The 16,257-nt window shown below is 71.1% G+C and carries 14 protein-coding genes and 1 pseudogene; 3 read left to right on the top strand and 12 right to left on the bottom strand.

Annotated elements, in window-relative coordinates; genetic code table 11:
• Nucleotides 1-50 precede the first annotated feature (50 nt).
• From OHT77_RS33895 to OHT77_RS33855, 9 genes are all read right to left on the bottom strand, one after another.
• Nucleotides 51-1,562, bottom strand: a complete 1,512-nt coding sequence (locus OHT77_RS33895) for a glycoside hydrolase family 43 protein (RefSeq protein ID WP_328832227.1) — start codon at nucleotides 1,560-1,562, stop codon at nucleotides 51-53.
• Nucleotides 1,559-2,404 carry a PmoA family protein gene (locus tag OHT77_RS33890; protein ID WP_328832226.1) on the bottom strand — a complete coding sequence of 282 codons (846 nt, stop codon included), beginning with the start codon at nucleotides 2,402-2,404 and terminating at the stop codon, nucleotides 1,559-1,561. The genes OHT77_RS33895 and OHT77_RS33890 overlap by 4 nt, the downstream gene beginning before the upstream one ends.
• A complete protein-coding gene (locus OHT77_RS33885) occupies nucleotides 2,404-3,573 on the bottom strand; it encodes a Gfo/Idh/MocA family protein (RefSeq protein WP_328832225.1) in 1,170 nt (389 codons plus the stop codon). Before OHT77_RS33885 ends, OHT77_RS33890 begins: the two co-directional genes overlap by 1 nt.
• A gap of 49 nt (nucleotides 3,574-3,622) precedes the next feature.
• Entirely contained in the window at nucleotides 3,623-4,507 is an 885-nt protein-coding gene (locus OHT77_RS33880; protein WP_266767433.1) for a carbohydrate ABC transporter permease, read from the bottom strand.
• On the bottom strand, nucleotides 4,504-5,439 hold the full coding sequence (locus tag OHT77_RS33875; RefSeq protein WP_019060581.1) for a carbohydrate ABC transporter permease: 936 nt from the start codon (nucleotides 5,437-5,439) through the stop codon (nucleotides 4,504-4,506). The genes OHT77_RS33880 and OHT77_RS33875 overlap by 4 nt, the downstream gene beginning before the upstream one ends.
• A 154-nt stretch (nucleotides 5,440-5,593) precedes the next feature.
• Nucleotides 5,594-7,324, bottom strand: coding sequence for an L-arabinonate dehydratase (araD, locus tag OHT77_RS33870; protein ID WP_328832224.1), 1,731 nt, complete (start codon nucleotides 7,322-7,324; stop codon nucleotides 5,594-5,596).
• Nucleotides 7,312-8,220, bottom strand: a complete 909-nt coding sequence (locus OHT77_RS33865) for a dihydrodipicolinate synthase family protein (RefSeq protein WP_328832223.1) — start codon at nucleotides 8,218-8,220, stop codon at nucleotides 7,312-7,314. Before OHT77_RS33865 ends, araD begins: the two co-directional genes overlap by 13 nt.
• Entirely contained in the window at nucleotides 8,217-8,885 is a 669-nt protein-coding gene (locus OHT77_RS33860; protein ID WP_328832222.1) for a GntR family transcriptional regulator, read from the bottom strand. The genes OHT77_RS33865 and OHT77_RS33860 overlap by 4 nt, the downstream gene beginning before the upstream one ends.
• A gap of 161 nt (nucleotides 8,886-9,046) precedes the next feature.
• Nucleotides 9,047-9,796, bottom strand: coding sequence for an MBL fold metallo-hydrolase (locus OHT77_RS33855; RefSeq protein WP_328832221.1), 750 nt, complete (start codon nucleotides 9,794-9,796; stop codon nucleotides 9,047-9,049).
• Between the two features lie 122 nt (nucleotides 9,797-9,918).
• Between OHT77_RS33855 and OHT77_RS33850 the strand changes: the two genes are divergently transcribed.
• Nucleotides 9,919-10,512, top strand: coding sequence for an HD domain-containing protein (locus OHT77_RS33850; RefSeq protein WP_328832220.1), 594 nt, complete (start codon nucleotides 9,919-9,921; stop codon nucleotides 10,510-10,512).
• A gap of 59 nt (nucleotides 10,513-10,571) precedes the next feature.
• Here OHT77_RS33850 and OHT77_RS33845 read toward each other — a convergent pair whose 3' ends face one another.
• The gene (locus OHT77_RS33845; protein WP_328832219.1) at nucleotides 10,572-11,162 is read right to left on the bottom strand and encodes a TIGR03086 family metal-binding protein; all 591 of its coding nucleotides are present in this window, start codon (nucleotides 11,160-11,162) and stop codon (nucleotides 10,572-10,574) included.
• Nucleotides 11,163-11,374: 212 nt separating this feature from the next.
• Between OHT77_RS33845 and OHT77_RS33840 the strand changes: the two are divergent.
• Nucleotides 11,375-12,541 (top strand): annotated as a pseudogene (locus tag OHT77_RS33840) (MFS transporter); the annotation flags it as partial.
• A 290-nt stretch (nucleotides 12,542-12,831) separates the two neighbouring features.
• Here the strand turns inward: OHT77_RS33840 and OHT77_RS33835 are convergent.
• Both OHT77_RS33835 and OHT77_RS33830 read right to left on the bottom strand, forming a co-directional pair.
• On the bottom strand, nucleotides 12,832-13,995 hold the full coding sequence (locus OHT77_RS33835; protein ID WP_328832218.1) for a hypothetical protein: 1,164 nt from the start codon (nucleotides 13,993-13,995) through the stop codon (nucleotides 12,832-12,834).
• Nucleotides 13,992-15,005, bottom strand: a complete 1,014-nt coding sequence (locus OHT77_RS33830; protein ID WP_328832217.1) for a 5-dehydro-4-deoxyglucarate dehydratase — start codon at nucleotides 15,003-15,005, stop codon at nucleotides 13,992-13,994. Before OHT77_RS33830 ends, OHT77_RS33835 begins: the two co-directional genes overlap by 4 nt.
• A gap of 241 nt (nucleotides 15,006-15,246) precedes the next feature.
• On the opposite strand from OHT77_RS33830, the gene OHT77_RS33825 reads away from it, so the two are divergent.
• A complete protein-coding gene (locus OHT77_RS33825; RefSeq protein ID WP_328832216.1) occupies nucleotides 15,247-16,056 on the top strand; it encodes an NAD-dependent epimerase/dehydratase family protein in 810 nt (269 codons plus the stop codon).
• Nucleotides 16,057-16,257: the final 201 nt, after the last annotated feature.

Below are 16,257 nucleotides of genomic sequence, written 5' to 3'. Positions count from 1 at the left end.
CCACGGAGGTGCGTCATTGCGACTCCCAACAGGCGTACGGGCAGGGCGGGTTAGTGGAGAGAACTGATCCGGAACCGGGCGAAGCCGGCCGCGCCGGCATGTCCCGTGCCGACGGGCGCGAGCGCGAACAGTCCGAGCAGGGCGCCGACCCAGCGCCAGGGGGTGGCGGCGAAGACCTGGCCGCTCGGACGCTGCCCGTCCCCGACGTCGTAGAAGAAGCGGCAGCGGGCGTTTGTGCCGATCTCGATGCGGAGGTGGACCCGGCCGGAGGGTGCGGGGCAGGGCTCGCTCGCATCGCGTTCGCGATCGGCGACGGGTTCGGCGAAGCGGTGGACGAACATCACCGTGCCGTCCGCGCCCCGCTGCAACCCGATCCAGCTGTAGGCATCACCGAGCACGGCGAGTCCGGCTCGCGCCCCCACCTCCTGGCTGTGCAGGCGCAGTTCGACCTCGACGGCGACAGGTTCGGCGGGGAGGCGCTGGGTGAGGAGGTTCGGGAGGCGGCGCAGGTCATCGGTGTCGGTGGTGCGGGCGCAGGTCAGGCGGAGGCCGTCGCCGGAGTGGTGGGTGGCCCAGCCGTCCTGCGGGTTCGCCGTCCACTGCCACTGGCGGCCGTACCGTCCGCCGGGGAAGTCGTCGTCGGTGGCGGGCGCGGCGGTCGGCTGCGGCGGGAGATCCGGTTTCCGGTGTACGGCCACGGGGGCGCCCGCGTCGCCGATGACCGGCCAGCCGTCGTCGTCCCAGCGCATCGGCTGGAGATGGACCAACCGGCCGTAGGCGCCCCGCTGTTGGAAGTGCAGGAACCAGTCCTCGCCGGACGGGGTGCGCACCCACGCGCCCTGGTGGGGGCCGTTGACGTCGGTGTCCCCCTGCTCCAGGACGACCTTCTCCTCGTACGGTCCGAAGAAGCCGCGTGAGCGGAACGCGCCCTGCCAGCCGGTCCCGACTCCCCCCGCGGGGGCCAGGATCCAGAACCAGCCGTCGTGCAGGTGGAGTTTGGGGCCCTCCAGGGTGAACCAGCCGGGGATGCGGTCCGCGTCGACGACGACCTTGCCGTCGTCGAGGAGGGTCGTGCCGTCGGGGTGCATGCGGTGGCCGGTGAGGCGGTTCTTGATGCCCGCGCGGGACTTGGCCCAGGCGTGTACGAGGTAGGCCTCGTCGTGGTCGTCGTCCCACAGGGGGCAGGGGTCGATGAGTCCCTTGCCCTCCTTGAGGAGGTGCGGCTGGGTCCAAGGGCCGCGTATCTCGGGGGCGTTGACCTGGAAGATGCCCTGGTCGGGGTCGCCCCAGAAGATCCAGAAACGTTCGTCGTGGTATCTCAACGCCGGTGCCCAGACGCCGCAGTCGTGCCGCGGGGTGGTGAACTCCGCTGCGGGTTCGAGGCGTTCGAGGGCGTGGCCGACCAGGGTCCAGTTGACCAGGTCGCGGGAGTGCAGCAGGGGCAGGCCCGGGACGCGGCCGAAGCTGGACGCGGTGAGGTAGAAGTCGTCGCCGACGCGGATGACGTCCGGGTCGGACCAGTCGGCGTTCAGGACGGGGTTGGTGTACGTCTCGTGGGTCACTGGCTGACCGCCTTCCGCACGAGCGCGGCGGCCTCGGCACGGTCGAGGCGGCCGTCGGCGACGACGGTGACGATCCGTCGTACGACCGTGTCGCCGGGCGGGATCGCCAGCCGTTCCTCCGTCGCCAACGAGGCGCCCACGCCCGGGTATTCGGCGGTGCGGACGAACCACGGGTCGCGGCGGGTGCGGTCGGTGGCGCCGGCGAAGACGAGGGTCCAGCCGGTGCCGGCGAGGGCGAGCCAGTCGGCGCGGGTGCCGTGGATCTCCGGTTCGCCCTCGCGGTCGGCGGTGAAGACGCTCGGGGTCTCGGCCTCTTTGCGGGCCCGCCAGAAGAAGCCGCCGTACGCGGCTCCGGGGCGGCCGTTGGTGGCGGGGCTGCCGATCGAGAGGGCGTCCGGTGTGACGTTGGTGAGGGAGAAGGTGAAGTCCAACGCCCAGGCCGTGTCGGTGAGTTCGGTGGCCGCGACCGTACGGCGTTCGCGGAGCAGCTCGGCGCCGGAGGCCACCCAGCGGAGTTCCTCGACGAAGCCGTCGGGGTCGCGGAGCTGGAAACCGGAGTGGCGTTGGGCGCCGTGGTTGTCCAGTTCCGTGGGGCCCTGGTCACGAACGTAGGTCCGGCCGCCCCAGAAGTTGTGCCCCTCGACGTCGGGAACGGCGACACCGACGCCGAGGTGGTGGGTGTGGTCGACGGGGCTCAACTCGGTGACCGCCGTGCCCGCGAGGGTGGTCACGGGGTGCAGATACGGGCGAGGGGAGAGCCGGTCGGGCAGCTCGGGCCGGGTGACGTACCGGGCGACCGGGCGGCCCGCGACGCGCAGCACCGGCGTGTCGTGGGTGATCATCAGGTGCTCACCTCTTTCGGTGGGGCCCAGGCGGCGCCCAGTTCGGAGTAGAGGGCGAGGGTGTCGGCCGCCGCCGTGACCAGTGCGTCGATGCCGGGGACGACCCGGCGGTGCTCGGCGGGGATCATCTGCCAGGCGTCGGTGGGCAGTTGGGCCGGGTCGGGGGCCCGGCGGATCGCCTCCACGACCTTCATGAAGGCGCCTGTCGCGTCGGGTTCGACCAACAGGGCGTCGCCGTCGGTGAGATGGGCGACGAGGTTCTCCAGCAGGTCGGTGCGGCCGTACTCGAACTCCTCGGGGCCGTGGCCCGCGCGCTGGAGCAGGACGCGGTCCTGCTTGTACCAGTAGGTGATCCGGCCCTCGGTGCCGTGCACCAACACGTAGGGCTCGCCCGGGTGTTCGGCGCACAGGGTCACCGCGACGGTGACCGGGCGGCCCTGGACGGTGGTGACGCGGACGCAGGAGGTGTCGTCGGACTCGATGTCGTTGGCCCGCAGGAGTTCGGTCTCGATGCGGACGACGTCCTCGGCGCGGGTCGTCTCGTTGAGGGCGAGGGCGGTGGCTACGGCGTGCGCGAGGGGGTTGGTGAGCGCCCCGTCGATCACGTCGACGCCGTTCAGGCGCCGCTTGCCCGCCCAGGGAGCGCGCCGGTAGTACGCCTCGTCGCGGGCCCAGGCACCGGCGCCGCCGACTCCGGTCACCGTGCCGATCGCGCCCTTCTCGATCAGTTCGCGGACCGCGGGCACGGCGTGCGAGCCGAGCGACTGGAACCCGATCTGGCAGACCACCCCGGCCGCGGCGACCCCGTCGGCCATGCGGCGGAACTCGGCGTACGACGGCGCGGGCGGCTTCTCCAGCAGCAGGTGCACGCCCCGCTTCGCGGCGGCCAGCGCGAGGTCGGTGTGGGTGGGGATCGGGGTGCAGACCACGGCCACCTGGGCGCCGGTGGAGTCGAGCAGGGCACCGAAGTCCGGTGACTGCGCGGGGAGTTCGCCCCCGAACTCCTCCTCGGTCAGCGGGGTCAGCTCGCAGATGCCGGCGAGGCGCACGAGCCCCTTGTCCTGGAGCCTGCGGATGTTCTCGACGTGCCAGCGGCCGTGGCCGCGCGCACCGGCGAGGACGACGGGGACGGGCGTGGAGACGGTCGTAGGACCGGTGGTGGGGTTCATGGGATTCTCCCTGCTTCGACGATCTTCGTCAGCAGGGTAAGCGGTTGCCTCATCCCTTCACCGCCCCCGCGCTGAAGCCGGTGATCAGCCACTTCTGGATGAAGGCGAACACGATCACCACCGGTACGGCCGCGATGATGCCGCCCGCTGCGAGCGCGCCGAGGTCGACGCTGTCGGCGCCCATCAGGGTGTTGAGGCCGACCGGGATCGTCTGCTTGCTCTGGTCGGACAGGAACATCAGGGCGAACAGGAAGTGGTTCCAGGCGTGCACGAAGGCGAAGGAGCCCACGGCGATCAACCCGGGCCGCAGCAGCGGGAGTACGACGATGCGGAACGCGGCGAAGCGGTTGCAGCCGTCGACCCAGGCGGCCTCCTCCAGGGACTGCGGGACGTTCCGGATGAAGCCGCTGATCAGGATCATCGACAGCGGCAGCTGGAAGACGGTCTCCGCGATGACGACGCTGCCGAGCGAGTTGATCATCTGGAGCTTGGCGAAGATCTGGAACAGCGGCACCAACAGCAGGGCGCCCGGCACGAATTGGGAGCAGAGCAGGGCGAGCATGAACGCGCGCTTGACCCTGAACTCGAAACGGGCGAGAGCGTAGCCGCCGGCCAGGGCGACCACCGTGGTGAGGATCAGGGTGGCGACGCCGACGTAGACGCTGTTCTGGAAGTAGACGCCGAAGCTGCGGTCGGTCCACACCTTCTGGAAGTGGTCGAAGGTCATCGGCCAGGGCACCAACGAGGTCGAACCGGCCGGGCGGAACGCGAAGAGGAGGATCCAGTAGAAGGGGATCAGGGTGAAGACGAGGTAGATCCCCAGGGGGACGTAGATCTGCCAGCGCGGGACCTCGTCCCAGGCGCGGCGGACCTTGCGCGGCTGTTGCGGGGCGGCGGACTCCCGCTCGCGGGCCGGGGCGATCTCGGTGATCACTTGTCGCCACCTCCGAACTTGCTCAGCCGCAGATAGATGATCGAGAAGAAGAGCAGGATCACGAACGCGACCGTGGTGAGGGCCGACGCGTAGCCGAAGTTGTGTGCTTCGACGCTGGTGTTGGCGACGTACAGCGGGAGCGTGGTCGTCTCGCCGGCCGGGCCGCCGCCGGTCAGGGTGTAGAGCAGGTCGACGTTGTTGAACTCCCAGACCGCGCGCAGCAGTGTGGACAGCACGATCGCGTCCTTGAGGTGCGGCAGGGTGATGTTCCGGAACTGCTGGAAGCGGCTGGCGCCGTCGACCTCGGCGGCCTCGTAGAGGTCCTTCGACACGGACTGGAGGTCGGCGAGGATGAGGATCGCGAAGAAGGGGACGCCCCGCCAGAGGTCCGCGACCACCGCGGCGGAGAAGACGGTCGAGGGGTCGGAGAGCCAGCTCGTGCCGTACTGGCCGATTCCCATGTCGGCGAGGTAACGGGTCACGCCCGTCTGGGAGTTGTAGAGCAGCACCCAGATCGCGGAGGTCAGGACACCCGACACGGCCCACGGGGAGAACACCAGCGCGCGGCCGATGGAGCGGCCCACGAAGGTCTGGTTGACGATCAGTGCGAGGGCCAGGCCGAAGAGCAGCTGGAGGCCCACCTCGACGACGACCCACTTGGCGCTGAACGTCAACGTGTCCCAGAACTGGGGGTCGTTGGTGAAGGCGTGGGTGAAGTTGTCGAGGCCCGCGAAGCCGTTGCGCCACGGCTTGGTGGGGTTGTAGTTCTGCAGGCTGTAGTAGAAGACGCTGATGACCGGGTAGGCGATGAAGCCCAGCATGAGCAGGGCCGCCGGGGCGATCAGCAGGTACGGGAGCCTGCGCGGGGTCGCGGAGGCACGGCGCCGCCGGGGTGGCGCTGGCGGTTTCGCCACGGCTGCGGCTTGGGCCATGACTGTTCTCCGTTCGCTTGCGGTGGGTCGTGTACGGGGTGCTTGTGGTGGGTCGCGGTGCGAGGTGCTCGCGGTGGGTCGCGGTACGGGGTGAAGCGCTTTCTCCGTGGGTGTGGTGCGGCGCTGTGCGCTACGAGAAGGGGAGGGGAGGGAGTTAACCCGCGTACGGGTCGGCGACCTTGCCCGGGCGGGCCAGGAACTCGAAGTCGCAGCCGGTGTCCGCCTGGGTGATCTGGTCGTTGTAGAGCGCGCCGTAGCCGCGTTCGTACCGTGCGGGCGGCGGTGTCCACTCCGCCCTGCGTGTCTCCAACTCCTCGTCGTCCACGTTGAGTTGGAGGGTGCGCGCCTCGACGTCCAGGGTGATGGTGTCCCCGGTCCGCACGAGCGCCAGTGGTCCGCCGACGTACGACTCGGGCGCGATGTGCAGCACACAGGTGCCGTAACTCGTGCCGCTCATGCGGGCGTCGGAGATGCGGACCATGTCCCGGACGCCCTGCTTGAGGAGGTGGTCGGGGAGCGGGAGCATGCCGTACTCGGGCATGCCGGGGCCGCCCTTGGGGCCCGCGTTGCGCAGCACCAGCACGCTGTCTGCTGTGATGCCCAACTCCGGTTCGTTGATGGTGCGTTGCATGGTCCTGTAGTCGTCGAAGACGACCGCGGGGCCGGTGTGCTTCAGCAGGTGGGGTTCGGCGGCGATGTGCTTGATGACGGCGCCGTCCGGGCAGAGGTTGCCGCGCAGGACGGCGACCCCGCCCTCGGACGCGACCGGGTTGTCGCGCGGCCGGATCACGTCGTCGTTGTGCACCCGCGCGCCCGCGAGCTGCTCGCCGAGGGTGTCGTAGGAGACCGTCGGGCGGTCCAGGTGGAGCAGGTCGGTGATGCGGGAGAGGAAGCCGGGGAGGCCGCCCGCGAAGTGGAAGTCCTCCATGAGGTACGTCTGTCCGCCGGGCCGTACGTTCGCGAGGACCGGGACCGTGCGGGCGATGCGGTCGAAGTCGTCGAGCGTGAGGCGGGCGCCCGCACGGCCGGCCATGGCGATGAGGTGGATCACGGCGTTGGTGGAGCCGCCGAGGCCGAGGACGGTGGTGACCGCGTCCTCGAAGGCCTCCTGGGTGAGGATCGACGAGAGAACACGCCCCTTGTGGACTTGTTCAACGATCCTCATGCCGGATTGCGCGGCCATCCGATCGTGCCCCGAGTCCACGGCGGGGATGCTCGACGCGCCCGGCACGGTCACCCCGAGCGCCTCGGCGGCGGCCGTCAGCGTGGACGCCGTCCCCATGGTCATGCAGTGCCCGGGCGAGCGTGCGAGGCCGCTCTCCAGTTCGGTCAGCTCGCAGTCGCCGATGAGGCCCGCGCGCCGGTCGTCCCAGTACTTCCACATGTCGGTGCCGGAGCCGAGGACCTCGTTGCGCCAGTGGCCCGGCAGCATCGGGCCGGCGGGGACGAAGACGGTGGGGAGGTCGACGCTCGCGGCGCCCATGAGCAGCGCCGGCGTCGACTTGTCGCAGCCGCCCATCAGCACGGCGCCGTCCACGGGGTACGACCGCAGCAGCTCCTCGGTCTCCATGGCGAGGAGGTTCCGGTAGAGCATCGGGGTCGGCTTCTGGAAGGTCTCGCTGAGGGTGGCGACCGGGAACTCGAGAGGGAAGCCGCCCGCCTGCCACACCCCGCGCTTCACGGCCTGCGCGCGGTCACGGAGGTGGACATGGCACGGGTTGATGTCCGACCAGGTGTTGAGGATCGCGATGACGGGCTTGCCGAGGTGTTCCTCGGGGAGGTAGCCGAGCTGGCGGGTGCGGGCCCGGTGGCTGAAGGAGCGCAGCCCGTCGGTGCCGTACCACTGGTGGCTTCTGAGCTCTTCCGGTGACTTCATATCGACCATCCGGCGGCTATCGCGGCGACCTCGGCGCGCTCGCTCTCGGGCAGGGGCTTGCTCGGCGGGCGGACCTCGCGGCGGCACAGGCCGAGGGACGCAAGCGCTTCCTTGACGATCGTGACGTTGTTCGCGGAGCCGTTCGCGGCCCTCAGTTCCTCGAAGCGGCGGATCTGCTCCCACACCTTCATCGCGCCCGGGTAGTCCCCGGACCGAAGCGCTTCGATCATGTTCAGCGAGACGGACGGGGCGACGTTCACGAGCCCGGAGGTGAAGCCGGTGGCGCCAGCCGAGAAGTAGGAGGGCGCGTACGGTTCGGCCAACCCCGCGACCCACACGAAGCGTTCGAGCCCCGCGTCCCGGGCGAAGGCGGCGAAGCGGGCCGCGTCCGGGACGGCGTACTTGACGCCGATCACGTTCGGGCAGTCGTCGGCGAGTTCGGCGAGCCGGGCGCCGGGCAGTTGGGCGTTGCGGATGTACGGGACGACACCCAGGTCGGGCACGGCCTCGGCGATGGCACGGTGGTAGTCGACCCAGCCGCCCTGCGAGACGTACGGGTGGACAGGCTGATGGACCATCACCATCTGGGCGCCGAGGTCGCGGGCGTGCCGGGCGGAGGCGATGGCGGTGGGGACGTCGTGGCCGACGCCGACGAGGATCGCGGCGCGGTCGGCCGCCTCGTCGACGGTCAACTCCGTGACGAGCTGCCGCTCTTGAGGGGTGAGGGCGTAGAACTCGCCGGTGTTCCCGTTCGGCGTGAGGATGCCGATCCCGCCGTCGAGCAGGCGGCGGAGCAGGGCGCGGTGGGTGTCCTGGTCGATGCTGCCGTCCTCGGCGAACGGGGTGACGGGGATCGCCACCACGTCGGCCAGGGCGGTGCGTTGGGCCTCGAACGCCGCTGTCATGCCTGACCGTCCTCTTCCTGTGATCCCAACTCGGTGCCGGGGAAAGCCCGTTGCACGAACGACGCGATGTGGGCGTGGAGCGCGGTGGCCGCGCCGTCGGCGTCGCCTTCGAGGGCGAGGCGCAGGATCTCGCGGTGTTCGCCGGCCTCCCGTTCCCAGGAGGGCGAGGCGGCCCAGGCGACGGCGGAGACGAGGGCGGCCTGGTCGCGGACCTCGTCGAGCATCCGGCCGAGCAGCGGGTTGCCGCACGGCAGGTACAGCGCGCGGTGGAACTCCCGGTTGGCCAGGGAGCGTTCGGCGGTGTCGGTGGCCTCGTCGGCGCGGGTCAGGGCGTCGCGGGCGTCGTCGAGGGACGCGCTCAGCCGTACGGCCCGGCGGAGCGCCTCGGGTTCGAGGAGCAGCCGTACGTCGTAGACCTCGCGCGCCATGTCCGCGTCCACCATGCGCACCGTGACGCCCTTGTACTGGTTCATCACGACGAGTCCGGTGCCGGCCAGGGTCTTGAGCGCCTCGCGCACGGGGGTCTTGGACACCCCGAACTGTGCGGCGAGTTCGGTCTCGACCAGTGGCTGACCCGGGGTCAACTGACCGGTGAGGATGCGGCGTTTGATCTCCTCCTGCACGTACTGCGTGCGGGACGGGATCGGCGTGGGCACAGAGGTCATGCGCGCCTCTCGGATGTCACGTGGCTGCGGTCGCGTATCTGATCTCGCGTATCGCGTCTCATATATGACGTACGAAGTACGACGCGTTGAAGGTAGGAGCGCGCTTTTGTTTCGTCAATGCTTCTGACAAAGGAAGTTGGGGTTGCCGGGGCCGGAGCGCCTCACATGGTCTTGGTGACGCCTTCGAGCGCGGCGGAGGTCCGGCCGGGAAAGATCGCGGCGGCGCGCTCCAGGGCCGCTTCGCGAGTAAGAGTCGGCCCCACATGCGTGATGAGGAGTTCGCGCGCGCCCTTGGCGCAGGCCCCGGCGTCCTCGGGCGTGAGGTGAACCTGCCGTTCGCCTTCGCGATGCCGGTCGATGTCGGCCTCGCAGAGGAACACGTCGGCGCCGCCCGCGAGTTCGGACAGCGCCTCGCAGGGTCCACTGTCCCCGGAGTAGCCCAGCACGCTCCCCTGGCACTCGGCGCGCAGCCCGTACGCCTCGGTGTCGTGGACGACGGCGCGGGCGGTCAGCCGGAGGTTCCAGTGCCGGACGGCGTGTCCGTCGTAGAGCGGCCGGAAGTCGAAGACGCCGCTCAGGAACCGTACGTCCGGCCGCCCGAAGAACCCGGCGAGCCGGCGCGCGCAGTCCTGCGGGGCGTAGAGCGGGATCGGGGAGGCCGGGGTCATCCCGCCGAAGGCGAACGCGTAGGCGGCGGCGAGGAGATCGGCGCTGTGGTCGGCATGCAGATGCGAGATCCAGATCGCCGTCAGCCGCGCCGGATCAGTGTGCCGCTGCAACTCCGCGAACGTCCCGGTCCCCGCGTCCACCCACACCTCGGCGCCCCCGCCACGCAGCAGATACCCGGAACAGGGCCGGCCGGGGCGCGGGTGCGGGGAGGCGGTGCCGAGGGTGGTGAGGCTCAGGGGCATGGTGGGGAAGAGTACGGATCCGGGCCCCGGGGTGCTCACGGTTCAGGGTGTTGCGTGGCGCCGGACTCCGGGGGGCTACGGGTATCCCCAAGGCGAAGTGCGGTCAGTACCCTGACGCGGTGATGACCAGCGCTCTCCTGTCGCAGGCGATGTGCAGCACCGTCGACACCCCTCTGCTTCCCCTGCCGGATCGAGTCGTCGGCCTTCTGTCGGAGCTGGGCAGCCCGCCCCGGCTGGCGGCTCACCTGCGAGCCGTCCATGACGTCGCGCATCAGCTGGTCGCCTGGCTGGAGCAGCACTGTCCGGCCATGGCCTTCGACCGTGAGGCGGTGCTCTTCGGGGCGGCGACGCACGACGTGGGCAAGACGGTGCACGTCTCCGAACTCTCCGGGCCCGGGGCCGCGCACGAGGAGGCGGGGCAGGCCCTGCTGCTGGCGCACGGGTTCAGCCCGGAGCTGGCCCGCTTCGCCGCGACGCACGCGTCCTGGGCGCGGTCGCCCGTCGGCCTGGAGGACCTCCTGGTGAGCCTTGCCGACAAGATCTGGAAGAACAAGCGTGTTCCCGGACTGGAGGACCTCGTCGTGGCCCGGCTGGCCGACGCGACGGGCAGGGCGGTGTGGGAGGAGTTCATCGCGCTCGACGAGGTCCTCGCCCGCATCGGCGACGGGGCTGACGAACGGCTGGCGTTCCAGGCGTCCTTTCCGATCCACGGCTGAGGGACCGGGGCGCAGAGGTGACGTCCTCGGCGACCCCTACGGCGCGTCCTCGGCGTCCCCTACGGCTTCCACCCCGGGTCCCGACCGCTGAGCCCCACCGCCCGGTCCAGCAACGGCGCGTCCTCCGGTACCGGGACGACCGGGCCGAAGATGCCTCCGCCGCGGGTCGGGTCCTGTGTGGCCGCGAGGAGGAAGTCGTAGGACACCTGGAGGGCGGCCGGGTCGGGGGCGTAGGGCTGGCCGGTGACCGTGGCCAAGTCCCAGCCGTGGATGACGAGTTCGTCGGCGGCGACGGCCGCGGCGACCGCGCCGGGGAGGTCCACGCCGCCCGCACGGGTCATGCCGGTCCAGGCGGCCGGGTCGCGCCAGGCCTCGGCGAGTCCGTCGAGGGCCTTGGGGAGTTCGGCGCGCCAGTCGGCGCCGATGTCGGGCAGGGTGGCGAGGGTCGGGCTGGTGTCGGTCGTGGCGCCGAGGTCCTTGCGCGCGGCGTCGCGGAAGGCGACGGACAGGCCGAGCACATGGCCCAGCAGATGCCGTACGGCGTAGTCGGGACACGGCGTCCCGTCGCCGAGCCGCTCGTCCGGGATGCCCTCCGCGAGCCGGGCGATGACCCTGGCCTGCGGTCCGAAGTCGAACGTGTTGTCACTCATGCGCTGCCCTTCCGGGGGTTCGGTCTCCACACCTGATCTGAAGTGGACTCGTGAAGCGGGCTCGTCAAACGGACTCGTGAGCTGAATCCGTTAAGTAGACCGATCGTGCGCCCGAAACTCATCGCTCCCCGTGCCACGCCCCCGCCACCGCCCCGTTTCTACGGCACCTGCCCGATGCCCCCTCCCCCGCCTTAGACCCACGATGACCAGGCATGACGACAAACTGGACGGTGACGCGCATACTGCGGGACCGCAACGCGGGGCTGTATCTCGCGGGCCTGGTGGTGTCCGCCTTCGGCTCGTCCGCGCTCGGGCTCGCGGCCGGGGTGTGGGTGAAGGACCTCACCGATTCGAACGGTCTCGCCGCGCTGTGCACCTTCGCCGTGTGGGCGCCGACCCTGTGCGGCCCGGCCCTCGGCACGATCGCCGACCGCGTCCGCCGCAAGCCCCTGCTGATCGGGACCAACCTCGGCCTGGCCGCCCTCCTCCTCACCCTCCTCGCCGTCGACTCGCGCACCGACCTGTGGCTCCTCTTCACGGTCCTCTTCGTCTACGGCACCACCGTCGTCGTCCAGGACCCCGCCGAGTCCGCCCTGCTCGCCGCCGTCGTCGACCGGGACCTCCTCGGCGACTTCAACGGGCTGCGGATGACGGCCGTCGAGGGCATGAAGCTCGTCGCACCGCTCACGGGCGCGGGCCTGTACGCCGCGTTCGGCGGGCCCGCGGTGGCCGGTCTGGACGCGGTCACCTTCGTACTGGCGGCGGGCCTGTGGCTGCTGATCCGCGCACGGGAGGAACGGCCGCAGCGCCCCGCCGGCACCTGGCGGGACCAAACCGCCGAGGGCGTAAGGGAGTTGTGGCGGAACCCGTTGCTGCGCTCGCTCGTCCTGGCGGGCGGGGCCACGATGTTCCTCGCCTCCCTGAGCAGCTCCACGACCTACGCGATCGTCGACGCCCTGGGCCACTCCCCCACCTACACAGGCGTGTTGTACGCGGCCCAGGGGACCGGCTCGGTCGCGGTCGGGCTGGTCTCCGGGCCCGCGCTACGACGGCTCGGTGCGCGGCGGTTCGGGGCGGCCGGGATCGCGCTCACGGCGGTGGGGGTGGCGGCGCGGGCGGTGCCGTCCGACGCGGTGGTGTTGGCGTGCAGTGCGGCGGTCGGGCTGGGGTTGCCGTGTGTGCTGATCGCCGCGTTCACCGCTGTGCAGCGGGAGGTGCCGGGTCCGCTGCTGGGACGGGGTACCGCGACCGCCAACACCCTGATCTTCACACCGAATGTGATCGGGCTGGGGGTGGGGGCGGGGATGGTCGAACTGGCCGACTTCCGGGTGCTGTTGCTCGTGACCGGGCTGGGGTTGTTCGCAACGGGGGCTTGGCTGGGGGTGGTTGGGGCGGGCGCGGCTCTGGACCGAGGACCGGGCCAGGAAACGGATCAGGGCCTGGATCAGGGACCGGATCAGGGCCCGGATCAGGGCCCGGATCAGGGACCGGATCGGACCCCGGCGCACTCGGATCATGGCCCGGCGCAGGCCTCTGCGCCGGGGCCGACTCGGGGCCCGGCGCCCGCGCCCACACCCGCACCCGCACCCGCACCCACACCCGCTCAAGCCCAGGTCCCGGCTCAAGGCCCGACTCTTGGCCCGGCCCAAGCTCCGAACGCCGCGGCCCCTCAGCCCCCCGCCAGCGCCCCCCGCACCTCCGCCAAGTCCCCCTCCGACGCCAACCCCGCGTGATACAGCCGCAGTTCGGTCGCGCCGAGGCCCCTGGCCCGTTCCGCGTCCGCCGCCAGCGATCCCGGCCGTCCGCCCATCCCGGAGACCACCGTGAAGTTGGCCGCCAACACCGCCCCTTCGCGGCCCTGTTCGGCGAATGGCGTCAACAGGCCCGTGCCGGCCGCGCAGGGGACGACCACGCCGTCCGCCACCGAGAGGATGTGCCCGGGGTCCACGCCGACGTTGGCGCCGCAGTGGTAGGACTCCGGGTCCGCGTGCAGCAGGACCTGGAAGCCGGCGGGTGCGGCGGCCCGGACCGCTGCGACCGCCGTCTCCTGGAGGGTGCGGGCCCGTTCGTCGCGCCATGCGCGGGTGGCGGTCGCCTCTGTGTCGCCGAGGAGTTTCCCGACCCCCGCCCAGCCGCCGTCGGAGGGCGCCCCCTGCCACACCGGTGCCAGCGCGGCGCGTACGGACGACGCCAACTGCTCGGCGTCGAGGCCGTGTTCGCCGTAGCCCTCGCGGCAGGTCGGGCAGAAGCACAGAGACATCAGGTACTGGCCGGCGTCCCCGAGCCCGACTCCGGCCGTCTTGTCGTGGGCGTGCAGGTGGGCGAGGCCGTACCAGCCGAGGGACTCCAGTTCGGTGCCGCGCGCGCCGGGGCGTACGGCGGCCTCGGCGGCGAGGTCGACGAGGTAGGCGCGGGTGGCGGGCTGGGCGATGCAGGGGGCCCAGGGGTAGCGGTCGCCGTAGGCGTTGACCACCGAGGTGTCCGGATGGTCCGCGCCCAGGCGGGAGTTGTGGGCGAGGACGACCCAGGTGTGGACCTCCAGGCCCGCGTCCACGAGCGCGGCGGCGGCCTCGCCGAAGGCGTCGCCCGGCGCCCAGTCCCCGGCCGGGTAAGGCCTCAACTCCCGTCCCTGCCAACGGTCGTCCGGCGGATACAGCACGGCCGCGTGCTCGGCGGTGACGATGCGGTGGCGCGGGTGACGGGGGGTCAGTGCGCGCGTGGAGTGGTACGCGGAGGCCAAGGTCGCCTGCTGGACGCCGAGTCGGGCGATCCTGTCGCCGGCCTCGGGGTCGCCGTTGACGTCCCAGGGGTAGACGAACGCCGATGCCTTCACGCGTCCTCCTCGATCCGCGACTCGCTCTGCGACCCGACCTGTGGCTCGACCTGTGGCTCGATCTGTGACTCGATCTGTGACTCGATCAACGTATAGCCGCGCTCGATGAGTTGGGCCAGCTGCTTGACGTGGTCCTCGGTCGGTTCGGTCAGCGGTGGGCGGACCTCGCCGACGTCCAGCCCCCGCATCCGCACACCCGCCTTGACCAGCGAGACGGCGTAACCCCGTCCCTGGGCGCGGAGTTCGACGAACGGGCGGTAGAAGCCGTCCAGAAGGCGGTTGGCCGTGGTGTCGTCGCCGGTGGCGAGGGCCCGGTGGAAGGCGAGCGCGATCTCGGGGACGAAGCAGAACACGGCGGACGAGTAGAGGGTGATGCCGATGCCCCGGTAGGCGAGCTGGGTCTGTTCGGCGGTCGGCAGGCCGTTGAAGTAGAGGAATTCGCCGGGGACTTCGGTGCGGACGGCGCTCAGGATGCGCTGCATCAGGTCGAGGTCGCCGAGGCCGTCCTTGAAGCCGATGATGCCGTCGGTGCGGGCGAGTTCGACGACCGTGGCGGGGGTGAACACCGCGTTGTCGCGCTGGTAGACGATGACCGGCAGCGCGGTCGCGGCGGCCACCTCGCGGTAGTGCCGCAGCAGCCCCTCCTGCCCGGCGACCACGAGATACGGCGGCATGGCGAGCAGCCCGTCCGCCCCGGCGTCCTCCGCGAGCCGCGCGTACCGTACGGCGAGGGCGGTGCCGTAGCCCGCACCCGCGATCACCGGCACCCGGCCCGCGGTCGCCTCCACGGCCACCCGGACGCCCGCCTCGAACTCCTCGGGCAGCAGCGCGTGGAACTCCCCGGTGCCGCAGCACGCGAACACGGCGGCGGCCCCGGCCTCGACGCCCCGGCGGACGTGCGCGCGGTAGACGTCGAGATCGACGGAGCCGTCGGGACCGTACGGGGTGACGGGGAAGAACAGCGGCCCGCTGGGGATACTGAGCCGGTCGGCGAGAGGGGCTGGCGTCACGGGCTCTCCCTTGAAACAGGCGCGTGCGTTCTTCTGATCAACGTCTACATTTCTGAACAGCCCCACCCTAAGGATCTGCCTCACGGTGGGTCAAGCAGGCAAATGAGCAAGAAGGAAGCGGATTTCCCAGGTCCGCGCCACACTTGACGGGCACGGTGGCCGATCCTTAGCGTGTCCATGAATGTGAATCATGTTCATGGATGAGGCCAGTCAGCCATTGCCGACCCCAAGGAGACCGAGGATGCCCGCTCCCCGCACCGTTCTGCTCACCGGCGCCGCAGGCGGGCTCGGCACCCTGATGCGGGAGCTGCTCCCCTCCTACGGCTACGCGCTGCGCCTGCTGGACGTCCGCCCCATCGAGGGCGAGCCGGACGCGATCACCGCCGACCTCTCCGACCGGGCGGCGCTCCGCGAGGCTGTGCGGGGCGTCGACGCGATCATCCACCTCGCGGGCATCTCCCTGGAAGCCTCCTTCGACAAGATCCTGGCGTCGAACATCGAGGGCACGTACAACCTGTACGAGGCGGCCCGGCAGGAGGGCGTCCCCCGTATCGTCTTCGCCTCCTCCAACCACGCCGTCGGCTACACCCCGCGGCCCGAGGGCGACGACCCCTTGATCCCGGTCGACACCCCGCACCGCCCGGACACCTTCTACGGCCTGTCGAAGTCCTTCGGCGAGGACCTGGCGCAGCTCTACTGGGACAAGCACGGCCTGGAGACCGTCTCCGTGCGCATCGGCTCCTGCTTCCCGGAGCCCAGCAGCGTGCGCATGCTGTCGATCTGGATGAGCCCCGCCGACGGCGCCCGCCTCTTCCACGCGGCCCTGACCGCCGAGGACGTCCAGCACACCGTCGTCTACGGCTCCTCCGCCAACACCCGCCTGTGGTGGGACCTCTCGTCCGCGCGGGCGCTCGGTTACGAGCCGCAGGACGACTCCGAGCCGTACGCCGAGAAGCTCGTCGCCGAGCAGGGTGACCTGAAGCCCGGTGTCGAGGCGCACGCCTACCTCGGCGGCCACTTCGTGACCGACCCGCCGATCTGGCCGTACTGACGGAAAAAGGGACTCCGGAGCGGCGGGCGGGCGCCGAACGGGCCCGCCCTTCGCCGTGTTCGGGCACGGACGCTGCCCGATCTCACGCCTCGGCGCACAGCCGCGCAGGTCCGCGACGGGCACCGCGCGCGGTAAACGGTCACACACGGGCAGCATCGGGCGTGCAACAGGCCTGGTCAGTGCCGCGCACCCGCTGTAGAA

Origin of the sequence: Streptomyces sp. NBC_00252, assembly GCF_036187565.1 — a bacterium.
Lineage (GTDB): Bacteria > Actinomycetota > Actinomycetes > Streptomycetales > Streptomycetaceae > Streptomyces.
The sequence above is the reverse complement of the archived record's forward strand: the minus strand, read 5'-3'. Positions and strand labels throughout refer to the sequence as shown.